An 11,144-nucleotide genomic window follows, 5' to 3' on the forward strand; every position below is an offset into this window, starting at 1 on the left:
AGGTGTTCCGTCGTCAACGGAATGGCCTTTATCTCCAATTTGTAACTAACCATTTTATGGTGCCCTTTTTAATCCGCGCATCGGCTTGATGCGCGGTATTTTTTCGTCACCACCTCTGGTTTAGTCAACGTATATCCGCTGATCAGGATGCGCGTTATATTCAAACAGCATAGCGATGTCATCAGCGCTCACCCGCCCCAACGACAATGGTGGCAATGCATCCGGCGCAAAGAAGCCAATTTCAGATATCTCAAGGTTGTCCTGCGCTTTCCCACCGACCCAGTCACATAAGAAAAACAGCTTATAGATGTGAAACGGATATTTGGGTAGATAGGGATGTTTATCTCGATCTTTCACCGCAACCAGCCTCGGGTTCGCCACCACGTAACCGGATTCTTCCAGCACTTCCCGAATCACGCCCTCCGACGGCGATTCACACACATCAGCCCAGCCACCAGGTAGTGTCCAGAGCCCATCTTCGCGCTCACGCACCAGTAAGATCTGACCGTCTCTAATCACGCCAGCCCGTAGATCAATTTTCGGCGTTGGGTAGCCGGTTTCCGGTAGAAACAGTTCTGCCACCTGCTCGACCGGCGCACTACTCAGATGAGCAAACATATCCGCAGCAATGGCTTCCAACTGCACAAAACGTTCAATATCAAATTTGTCTTTGGAGTAAGTCAGCCCAGCCTGACTGATGGCCCGGATCTGCTTAACCCAGTCAATCCAACGATTCATACCACGCTCCTGAGCAATATTGATGGCCCAGACTAGCAAACTCAGCAACGGAGAAGTTAGTGTATCGTCAAGCTGTTAGATAAAATTGGTTTGACACATATTGTTTGATGATCAAATATTACTTTTATCAGATACTTTGAAAATCAAACAATATGTCAAATTCTCGCTGTTCAATGCATCAACACACTGCACATCCCGCTCAGCATGCCGGAGAAAGCCGTACCAAGTATGTTCTGGCGCTGACACTGATTACGATGATCGTGGAGATCGCCGCAGGCACCCTATATGGCTCCATGGCATTACTGGCGGATGGCTGGCACATGGGAACCCATGCCGCCGCATTCTGTATTACGTTGTTCGCCTATCGCTATGCCCGTCAGCACGCTAGCGACAGCCGTTTTTCCTTTGGTACTGGCAAAGTCAGTGTCTTGGGGGGCTACACCAGCGCAATTGCACTGGGCATCGTTGCTCTAATCATGTTTGTTGAATCGCTTCTGCGTCTGTTTAACCCACATGCGATTCAGTTCAATGAGGCGATCGTCGTCGCCGTGATCGGCCTGGTAGTAAACCTTGCCAGCATGCTGCTGCTGGGTGACCATCACAGTCACGATCATCACGCTCACGAGCATGGTTCAAACCACACTCATCATCATGACCATAACCTGCGCGCGGCTTACATGCATGTTCTCGCCGACGCTCTGACCTCCTTGCTCGCTATCATGGCGCTGATCGTCGGTAAATACCTTGGCTGGATCTGGCTCGATGCACTGATGGGGATGGTCGGGGCGCTGGTGATCGCCAAATGGACACTGGGTTTGATGAAACAAACCAGTCCGATACTGCTGGATGAGAGTATTGATGACGCCTACAAGCGGCAGGTACAACAAGAATTGGAAAAAGACGCGACCGTGACCGACTTGCATGTGTGGAAAGTCAGTGCCGATCATTACGCGGCGGCGATCAGCCTGACCTCCCGTTGCAAAAAAACAACCGATGAATACAGGCAACAACTGGAACAATTTGATAAGATTCACCACCTTACCTTAGAAGTTACCACCGGACACTAACATGCCATCGCTAGAGACTCTCAACCACCTACTGATTGAATTTTACGACAAGCTCTCTTCGTGGGAACAGTCGGTGGTGAAAGGCACCGGGTATTCTCTGGCGCAAATTCACACCATCGAGGTACTGGGCAACCACGGTCCACTGCGCATGAAAGAGCTGGCGGACCGGCTGGGCATCACCACCGGCACATTAACCGTTCAGGTGGACAAGTTGGTGAGAGCTGAGCTGATTGAGCGTTGCCCTCATCCGGATGATCGTCGTTCGATTGTCGTCCAGTTAACCCCCAGCGGAGATGCCTTACATCGCCATCACAATCAACTTCATTTAGCTCTGGTGGAAGATCTCACCCGTCATGTTGATCAACAAGAACGCGACGTGTTAATTCGTTGTTTGGGCAAAATCAATCGCGAGTTCTGATTAACGTCAGCTGTTGCTTTACCCCGGCTTGCTGAGCGAATTCCTGGTCGTGCGTGACCACGACAAATGCCCCCTGATACTCGGCCAGTGCCTGCGCCAATTCCTGCCGAGAAGGCAAATCCAAATGGTTGTCCGGCTCATCCAACAGTAACAGCGGAAAGCCCGGTTGATGACTCACTACCAACATGGCGAGTTTCATTTTCTCACCGCCACTGAGCACAGAGACTTGGCGAAATACCGCGTCCCGACGAAAGCCAATACCCGCCAAAAGGGTGCGAGCCTGTGATTCTGCCAGCCCCCGGCAGAGTGACATCAGACACTCCAACATAGTAAGTTCGTTAGTGAGAAAGGAGAAATGCTGATCCAGATAACACACTGATGTGTTGATATGTCGCTCTCCGGAACGCGGAAAACACTCCCCGCTGATGATTTTCAACAACGTCGATTTCCCACTGCCATTGTCACCGCTGAGCAGCAAGCGATGTCGCGCGGTTAATCTGAGATTGAGCGGTGTGCCGGTACCAAATGGCAAAATAAGGTCACGCAGCGTCACCAGTGTGGCTGCCGAACCTTGCGTCACCGGCAGGTAGATCTTAGGTTTCACCGCCGGATCGAGTTTGTCCTGAACCGCTTCACGCTTGCGATGCAGTTCACTCTGCCGCTGCTGCCCGGCGCGAATCCGTCCGGACGCACTGGCCGATGCATCGCTGCGGCGCTGATTTAACACGATCTTCGGTACGCCTCCCTGACGACGTAACTGCCTGCCCTGGGCAGAACGCTGTTCAGCCTTCTCCTGATTACGCTGTATCTGACGCGCGAGCTGCTTGTGTTCTTTATCCAGCCGTTGGCACTGGCGTGTCAACGCGGTTTGCTCTGCATGTTTCTGCGCCACGTAGTGGTCGTAGTTTCCGCCGTACTGGGTCAAACCCAGTGAACCAAGTTCCCAGATTTGAGCCATTTCCCGCAGCAGAATCCGGTCGTGGCTGACGAGCAATATAGAACCAGAAAATTCACGCATTTGAGCCACCAGCCATTGTCGCGCGGTTTCGTCCAGGTGATTCGACGGTTCATCCAGAATCAAAAGCTCAGCGGTTGATTGAAACAACTGCCACAATTGCAGACGCGAAAGCTGCCCACCGCTTAATGCCCGGCATGATAAGTGCACATTGTCCGGCAGACCAAGCGAGAGCATCAGCTTTGCCAATTCGTCACGCAGAGTCCAGCGCTCACCCACACGTTCGAAGAGTTCCGGGTCGCAGTGGCCATTTTCTATCTGTTGCAGCGCGTCCAGCACCGGCCATACGCCGAGAAATTCAGCCACGCTCAACTCAGAGTTCAGCAGGTGAGACGGTTGCTGACTGTAAGTACGCAGCGTGACTGAACATTGCACACTGCCGCCGGTGGGCGTCAATTCGCCACCGAGCAGTGACGCCAGTACCGACTTACCAACGCCATTGCGACCGACTAAGCCAGTGCGCTTATCGGTTAGCGAGCCGTTGATTTCACTTAGTAAGGTATGACCATTATCAAAGGTGTAGCTCAGGCGAGTCGCCTGAATCATAGGTAAAGAAGATTGAGTTGGCATTGAGCCTCCTGTAGACAGGGGCACAGACGCAGCTAACGCGTGATCAGAGTCGAATCGATTGTGTAAAGTCAGGTATGACGAAGCTACGCCCACTAACCCTGCATATCCAAAAAAGAAAAAATGTTGGTTTGGATGACAGGTGTTAGATATCCATTGTGGCGCAGTCTCCTGAAGAAGTGATGGTCAGATTCTAGTCATAAGCATGATGGGTGATCAAGAATAAAATTGCGCGGCGTGATCAGGACTGACACTTTTCTTCGCTAAGGGATTGAATTACATTGACCGTATCGTTACCTACCGGGAAGCACCATGAATCTGCGCCAGTTGGAAGTGTTCTACGCCATCATGCAAACCGGCACAGTCTCTGGGGCCGCCAAGAATCTGCATGTATCTCAGCCCAATGTCACCCGGGTTCTGGCACACACCGAACAGCAACTGGGGTTTGCCCTGTTCGAACGAGTGAAAGGACGACTTATCCCTACTCCGGAGGCGCAAACTCTGCTCCCAGAAGCGGAGCGGGTATATCAACAGCTCGGCCAGTTTCGCGCATTAACCAACAAAGTTAAAAAAGGCAGCCAGCATATTCGCATCGGCGCGCCACCGGTCCTGGCCACCAAGTTACTCCCCGAAGCGATTGCCCGTCTTCGTCGCAATGACGCGATCTCATTTGAACTCGCGACCGCGAACCGCGATGAACTGTGCCATGCTCTGCTGCGCCATGAACTGGACGTCGCAGTTTGCTTTGGAGAGGACACCCCGACCGGCGTTGCTCAACTTCCTCTACTAAAGGAAACAATGGTGGCTCTGCTGCCCTACTCGCTCAGCCGGACAGACTTGCCATCCCCTTTGAACATGGCATCGTTGCTGACTCAAACTCTGCCCGTTATCGGACTGGATCCGCGAGATCCTCTCGGTATGCAGTTGCATCAGGTGATTCACGCCATTGACCCGAACTATTACCACCCGATTACCGTTCGCAGTTATGCAGCAGCGGCTGAACTGGCGTTACACGGCGCCGGTATCGCGATTGTCGACCCATGGACCGCACGTCATTATGCCACCCGACTTGATGTCTGTGCGCTGGCCCCCACCATCCCGATTGCGGTATCGGTGCTCTACGCCGAGCACTCGCCGTTATCCATCTCCACCAGACTGTTCATTGAGACACTCAACACCCTATAACCGCACGTTATAGGGGAGCAACAAATAAGCATTCGGCACGCGCAAGGCTCAGCCTTAGAGTGAGGAGACAAGACCAAACTCAAAGGAATGCTGATGAACATCACCCAACCCTACCTGCTTTTTCTCGGTGACGTAACCGATCCCATTGCTGCGAAAACCGCGCGCGGTATCCATCAATGGCGTCCCGACAGTTGCCTCGGTCAAATTCGTCTGACAACGGATACCGTCTCCCTTGGCCTGCCGGATCTCAGCCTGACACAGGCAAAACACCAAGGCGCCCGTACTCTGGTTATCGGCACCGCCAACGCCGGAGGAGTGATCCCGGCAAACTGGCAAGCCACACTGATTGCCGCCGCGGAACAAGGGTTTGATATTGCTTCGGGCATGCATCAGCGACTTGACGACATTGACGCACTGCGGCATTTGGCACAGGCAGGAAAAACTCGCCTCTTCGATGTGCGTCATTATGATTTGCCACTGAGTGTTGGCAACGGCAAAAAGCGCGCCGGTAAGCGAGTGCTCACCGTTGGTACCGACTGCTCAGTAGGAAAAATGTATTCGGCGTTGGCACTAGAGCACGCGCTGAACAAACAGGGGGTCAAGGCCCGCTTTCAGGCCACCGGACAGACTGGCATTTTAATCGAAGGACGCGGCATCGCGGTTGACGCGGTGATCGCTGACTTTATTTCCGGCGCTGTTGAAGCCATTAGCCCGGCATTTTCGGATCACGAGTGGGATATTATCGAAGGCCAGGGGTCGTTGTTTAACCCATCATTTGCCGGCGTAAGTATGGGCTTACTTCACGGAGCACAGCCAGATGCACTGGTAGTGTGTCATGAGATAGGCCGTGCGCACATTCGCCATTTGCCCCACGCGGCATTGCCCACCATAGAACAAACCATCACGGCCAATCTGACGGCAGCGCGGGTGACCAATCCCAATGTCCGCCTGGCCGGAATGTGTCTCAATACCAGCGCAATAGATAGTCAACAAGCCGCAACCTTGTGCGCACAATGGAGCGAGCACTATCAGGTACCGGTCACGGATCCGGTACGCTTTGGTATCCAATCGATTGCGGACACGATCCGCACCTGGCCATCGGAGGATTAGACGCATGATAAGTATTCAATCTCAGGCTCATTCTATTGAAATGGCGCGCGCGTTTCGTATTGCACGAGGCGCTCGTACTCATTGTGATGTGGTCCGGGTGACCCTGGATTATCACGGCCTGCAAAGTGAAGCAGAGTGCACCCCCTATCCCCGCTATGGCGAGTCGGTCACTTCAGTGCAGGAGCAGATCCGTCAGTTCAGCCGCGCTATCGAACACTTGGCGCCCAATGTGGCCAGACAAGCTCTGCAACAACAGCCCGCCGGCGCGGCACGCAATGCGCTCGATTGTGCGTTGTGGCGCCTCGAAGCAGCGCTGGCGGACAGCCACTTTCCGGCGCCGTATTTCGCTATTTCGCCCAACATAGAAACGGCCATGACGGTATCCGTGGATACGCCATCCGCAATGGCTGAACAAGCCAGTGAGTATGTTGCAAGCGGCGCCTCATTACTAAAAATCAAGCTCGATGAACAGCAGATTATTGAACGTTTACAAGTGGTACGAGCTTCGGTACCGAGCACCAAAATCATTGTGGACGCGAATGAAGCCTGGACGCACCTCGATTTGGCAGATCTGTTTGTCAGGTTAGCCAAGCTGGACATCGCCATGATTGAGCAACCTGTGATGAAAGGTGAAGACGAGAGATTGAGGAATATCGCCCATCCGGTAGCTTTGTGCGCCGACGAAAGCTGCCACACGCGTGACGATTTGCCAGGGCTGACCGGCTGTTACGAAATGATCAACATTAAACTGGATAAGAGCGGTGGCCTGACTGAGGCTCTGGCGCTTGAGCAAGCAGCACGCGGTCTTGGTATGAGCATAATGGTGGGTTGTATGCTAGGGACGTCGATGGCAATGAAGGCCGCACTGCCACTGGCCACACGCGCCGAGATCGTTGACCTCGACGGGCCTGTGCTGCTTGGTCAGGATTGTGCTGACGGTCTGCAATACCATCGTGGACGGCTATGGATATAGTCAATATGACAGGGGGAAGCGCTCTATCTCCCCCGTTTCGACCTTATCTCTGGTTATAATGCCGAGAAAGGCCAGCGAGAAATTCGGTTGCCTCCAAGCACAAGAAGACACCCATCACACTTAAAGTCAGATTTACTGCGATTAGCAACAATAACAGCATCCATGTTCTGAATAGGACACTCATTTCCAATCAACCAACACATTTATTTCGAATAAAAATCAACCAGTTACCGTTTAACTGGCAATTCAGCCAAATCACCTAGAGGTTTAGGCAACATTAAACGCGTGCTTCCGCTAAAATCCTCAAACCAAATTGTGTGTCCGTCTTTCACTCTTATATGAAGCAACCAAAGTACGTTCCAGCTGGCTATAAACCTGTTCAGGAAGCGCCTCGCGCTCCATCATCCGGAGTCAGAATCGTCAATGAAAAACCTGCGCCCACACCGCAATATGAGTGCAACCTGAAAGTCTTATGTACTCCAGATGAACTGATCCCGCTTCAAGTAGGCACTTGGTCATTAGCCCGGACTGTTAACGAGCCTGCCATCACCAAGTGGACTAAGACCGCAGACACTGACGGACACGCGCTGTTAACGGCGCGCTGCTTTGTACAAGAGCCAAAAACCCTCTATCACGAACAGTTTCAGAACGCGGGTCAGGCCGAACAGTACACCTTGCAACCTAACGGACAAAGTGCGGGTGTGAACAACGCGCAATTTTTGCCCGTCAAACTGGCCGTGCAGGTCGACGACTATTTGTGCTGGGTAACAAAGGGCTATTTTTATCACTTCATTGATGGCCACCTGAACAAAGAATACCGCCTGATGGGCGATGAGCGGTGGACGTTTCAGATCACCCGCTCCGACGCTCATCAGTTGAGCGATGAACTCCAGTCACCTCATCAGTTAGCCACGCTGCTGTTGCCTTACAAAGTGGAATCATCACCGGCCGTTCCGCAGCACTTGCTCTACCGTGGCACCAAACTAAACGCAGACACTCTTGCTACCATCGACACAAACTGGCTGGATACTCACGCAACCCGACTGGATATGGACAACATTGCGGCCGTGCGTCAACACCGCTGCAAAAAGCGGGCGCAACCACAAAGTGACCAGTCAGTGGAAGCTGTCATCACTGAATATCAGGTTGGCTCGGCGTACCCATTTGGCGATATCTGGGGGCAGTACAGCAACCGCCAGGCTGCGGACAACGCCTTACATATCATGTACGCCTCGGTACCCGACAACTTGCCTGTGATTAACGTGGCCAAAATCGACGCAGTCCACTCCAACCGAATCCTGGCGGGTGATGAACGGACCATCGCGAACGCTCGGCCGCCTCAGATGATGAAAAAAGACACGCTGGAAGCAACAGGTTCGCCTGTCAAACCCGACGCTCTGCTCAAGGGTAATTTCGGCCAACAACCGGTCAGTTGTGATTTGCTCAACCGACAACTCAATACTCTGCACGCCAGTACCCGTCAGGATATTCAAGATGGCGGACAGCTGGTCTTTACCGGATTACAATTCAGCCACAATCACGGCACGCTCGGCGCATTGAAAATCGTCGATACGGCAGCCGGAGAAATACCAGACAACAACACATCGCAACTGGCCTACTGGGTTGCCCAAGGTAAGTTCCTGGATGTGCCTAAGCATCCGAATCCGCATCGGGATCCCCAATACATTTTCACGCCAAGTTTTAGCGGATGCTCCTTTGTTGTCGACGAGTGGGATGACAACACACTGCGGGTGTATCACGTTGAAGGCGGGAAAGAAAACACCCAATACAACAACCTGGCTGAGCATGGTAACGGTTTGCTGAACTACATGAGTTACCGAGACTATGGCTACTACCAGCATGGTGACAGCACCATTGAGAACATCACCGCATTTGCGTTCATGAAGTACAACGCCTCGGCACGAAAATGGGAAATCCATTATCAGCGGCAGGAACACGCTCCGGCAATACAGAATTATCAGATTCGCCCGAGAGTACTGAGATCAGAACAGCACTGGGCGCAAGTGCAGGCTGCGCCGGCTTCTCGAGTCGTCAGCACTGGCATCACAACGATAGAACGCGTGGCAAACTGATGTGACCCTGCGCGGACGCTCCGCGCAGGGTAGTTTGCACTCAAAGTAATACTTTCACCCGAGTGTCACGCGCCTCATAAACAAAATTAGAAACACTCTTATTCTCTGCAGAACTGTCCTGACTGATCTCGCCCAGTTCGGTTAACGTCTCAACACTGACGTTACCGTGGCGGTCCTTTTTGATCAGTGAGAACGAGCAACAAACACTGTAGAGAATTTCCGGCCGATAATAATTAAAACAACGCGCGTCCGCACGCTGCATTTTGGCTTCCGGCTTTCCGCTGTAGGCCATGGTTGCCTTAGAAAAACAATCCAGTAATGCTGGCATACCATCATTATCCCACTCAGGCGGTGCCGTCAGATCGTTCTCAGGCATCATCAATTTAAGCAGTGCATAATTGTCGCGCACTCCGTGCTGACCTGTTTTCCACTCATTGGGAGAGATCGCTGTCCCGGCATGCAAGGCGTAAAACTGCCGCCCTTTGACACCCGTGACCATGGTGCAGCCACTCAATGTTCCACCCGTCACAAGTATTTGCTGGCCCGGATCCAGTTCATCCAGGTCAATGCGTACGCCTGCCGCTCCGGTATAACCATTGTGCAACACAAGCACATCCAGCTCTTCGGGCAGTGGATTGTCATCCCAGAAATGAGTCACCCAAGCGTTCATTGATTTGTTGAACGACGTCATCTGTGTGCCATCACTGCACTCCAGTACATCCCGTTGGTCGCTGTCACTGAGACGCTCAGAGGCTTTTTCCGCGCTAAACTCTGCCCTTTGATCAATCCGCGAAAACCAAAACTTCGCTCGTGGTGCGCGTGGCGTTTTGAGGTAAAACGGCCCTCGTCCGGTCAATTGTGTCATCGAAACCTGCTCACCGGTGCTGTACCCCTCTCCGTCCCATTCTCCCACCATCACGACAGGCATACGTTGGTTCACAGAAGAATCCGTCTGAATGTGCACCAGCTCAGGAGCCAATTTCGGATGGCGATATTGGCCCCAGACATCCCCAAACGGATACACATGGCCAACTCGCAAGTGACCACTTGGCGGAATATCTTCTTGTCGAACTTCTGTCGTCGACGGGCCATTGAACGCGGCAATGACAGCGTCCATATTCAGGCGAAGTCCATGCTGAGCCAACCATGAAGATGAGAGGCTGGCCCACTCTTCAGTGGAAAGTCGTTCACGGCGATACAGTAAATACTGCTCACCCGGCGAATGGTTCTCGATTCGATAGGGCAGCAAAAAATGCGAAAGATGGCGCTCGAACAGCGGACGCTCATCCAGCCCGCGTTCGTCCGAACAGAGCAACTGATAGCTCCAGCGACCTTCGCCTGCAATCTGGCATTCAGCCTGCAGCGCTCCATCAATAAAATGATAGAAGTAGCCTTGCGTTGGCCAGCCTGCGACACCGTCACGAAGCAAAGCCAGTTTAACGGGAACAAACTGTGCATTGATGTCAGACGAGCCTTTGGGGCGGGTCATGACCTCATACTGTTTGCCATAACCCGCCCCTCTAATCCACTCATACACTAACCGGCGACTGGCTTCTTTATGGCAAGACGCGGTCAGTAACGTGGTCCCGTCGTCTTGTGAGCTCACTTCCCAGTTGGCCAAAGGCGCAACCCCTTTTGTATTCGTCAGCAGTTTCCACTGACCTCGCCCTACACTGTACTGACTCAGTTCATCCTCAGCGGTATAGATTCTCAGTACGCACTGAAAGCGAGCACTCGGCTGAGGTTTTTCTCTGACCGTCTCCCTGGTTGGCAGACATTTAGACTGGGGTGTCTCTACCGGCGGATAATAAGCCGCGACAAATCGGGCTGCTGTTTTTTTGGTATTTGGCATCATTGACTCTCTACGTACGATGTTTTTTTCGCTCATCGTAATCAAGTAATGCCAACAGGGATGCTCAACAAAACGCATAAATACATAATTTCATTTCTTTTTAGTTATTTTTTGTCGACCGCCCAT

9 protein-coding genes are annotated in these 11,144 nt (G+C 52.5%); 6 read left to right on the top strand and 3 right to left on the bottom strand.

The features are described from left to right. Positions 1–120: 120 nt before the first annotated feature. Positions 121–738, bottom strand: a complete 618-nt coding sequence (locus tag CAG65_RS14600; protein ID WP_161454116.1) for an NUDIX hydrolase — start codon at positions 736–738, stop codon at positions 121–123. Positions 739–890: 152 nt separating this feature from the next. Here CAG65_RS14600 and dmeF point away from each other — a divergent pair, with 152 nt between their 5' ends. Continuing rightward, positions 891–1,805 (top strand): CDF family Co(II)/Ni(II) efflux transporter DmeF, encoded by a 915-nt coding sequence (gene dmeF / locus CAG65_RS14605; protein ID WP_237668820.1) that lies wholly within the window; start codon positions 891–893, stop codon positions 1,803–1,805. 1 nt (position 1,806) lies between these two features. Beyond that, positions 1,807–2,223 carry a MarR family winged helix-turn-helix transcriptional regulator gene (locus CAG65_RS14610; protein ID WP_161454117.1) on the top strand — a complete coding sequence of 139 codons (417 nt, stop codon included), beginning with the start codon at positions 1,807–1,809 and terminating at the stop codon, positions 2,221–2,223. Here CAG65_RS14610 and CAG65_RS14615 read toward each other — a convergent pair. Continuing rightward, complete coding sequence (locus tag CAG65_RS14615) at positions 2,207–3,808, bottom strand: ABC-F family ATP-binding cassette domain-containing protein (RefSeq protein WP_161454118.1); 1,602 nt, start codon at positions 3,806–3,808, stop codon at positions 2,207–2,209. The two genes, CAG65_RS14610 and CAG65_RS14615, sit on opposite strands and share 17 nt — an antisense overlap. 309 nt (positions 3,809–4,117) lie before the next feature. Here CAG65_RS14615 and CAG65_RS14620 point away from each other — a divergent pair, with 309 nt between their 5' ends. The 4 genes from CAG65_RS14620 to CAG65_RS14635 all read left to right on the top strand — a co-directional run bounded on the left by CAG65_RS14620 (position 4,118) and on the right by CAG65_RS14635 (position 9,166). Continuing rightward, entirely contained in the window at positions 4,118–4,990 is an 873-nt protein-coding gene (locus CAG65_RS14620) for a LysR family transcriptional regulator (RefSeq protein WP_161454119.1), read from the top strand. A gap of 93 nt (positions 4,991–5,083) precedes the next feature. Further along, positions 5,084–6,100, top strand: a complete 1,017-nt coding sequence (dgcN, locus tag CAG65_RS14625; protein WP_161454120.1) for an N-acetyltransferase DgcN — start codon at positions 5,084–5,086, stop codon at positions 6,098–6,100. 7 nt (positions 6,101–6,107) lie between these two features. Continuing rightward, positions 6,108–7,073 carry an L-Ala-D/L-Glu epimerase gene (gene ycjG / locus CAG65_RS14630; RefSeq protein ID WP_161454124.1) on the top strand — a complete coding sequence of 322 codons (966 nt, stop codon included), beginning with the start codon at positions 6,108–6,110 and terminating at the stop codon, positions 7,071–7,073. Between the two features lie 338 nt (positions 7,074–7,411). Then, on the top strand, positions 7,412–9,166 hold the full coding sequence (locus tag CAG65_RS14635) for a hypothetical protein (RefSeq protein ID WP_161454121.1): 1,755 nt from the start codon (positions 7,412–7,414) through the stop codon (positions 9,164–9,166). A 40-nt stretch (positions 9,167–9,206) separates the two neighbouring features. Here CAG65_RS14635 and CAG65_RS14640 read toward each other — a convergent pair whose 3' ends face one another. Then, complete coding sequence (locus CAG65_RS14640) at positions 9,207–11,021, bottom strand: cytotoxic necrotizing factor Rho-activating domain-containing protein (RefSeq protein ID WP_161454122.1); 1,815 nt, start codon at positions 11,019–11,021, stop codon at positions 9,207–9,209. Between the last annotated feature and the right edge of the window lie 123 nt (positions 11,022–11,144).

The sequence above is a fragment of the Vibrio sp. V39_P1S14PM300 genome, assembly GCF_009904765.1.
In the GTDB taxonomy this organism is placed as follows: domain Bacteria; phylum Pseudomonadota; class Gammaproteobacteria; order Enterobacterales; family Vibrionaceae; genus Vibrio; species Vibrio proteolyticus.

Excerpts from the sequence above, each read along its gene's own strand:
- CAG65_RS14620 (WP_161454119.1), top strand. The coding sequence starts at position 4,118 with ATGAATCTGCGCCAGTTGGAAGTGTTCTACGCCATCATGCAAACCGGC.
- CAG65_RS14610 (WP_161454117.1), top strand. The coding sequence starts at position 1,807 with ATGCCATCGCTAGAGACTCTCAACCACCTACTGATTGAATTTTACGAC.
- CAG65_RS14615 (WP_161454118.1), bottom strand. The coding sequence starts at position 3,808 with ATGCCAACTCAATCTTCTTTACCTATGATTCAGGCGACTCGCCTGAGC.
- dgcN (WP_161454120.1), top strand. The coding sequence starts at position 5,084 with ATGAACATCACCCAACCCTACCTGCTTTTTCTCGGTGACGTAACCGAT.
- dmeF (WP_237668820.1), top strand. The coding sequence starts at position 891 with ATGTCAAATTCTCGCTGTTCAATGCATCAACACACTGCACATCCCGCT.
- CAG65_RS14600 (WP_161454116.1), bottom strand. The coding sequence starts at position 738 with ATGAATCGTTGGATTGACTGGGTTAAGCAGATCCGGGCCATCAGTCAG.
- CAG65_RS14640 (WP_161454122.1), bottom strand. The coding sequence starts at position 11,021 with ATGATGCCAAATACCAAAAAAACAGCAGCCCGATTTGTCGCGGCTTAT.
- CAG65_RS14635 (WP_161454121.1), top strand. The coding sequence starts at position 7,412 with ATGAAGCAACCAAAGTACGTTCCAGCTGGCTATAAACCTGTTCAGGAA.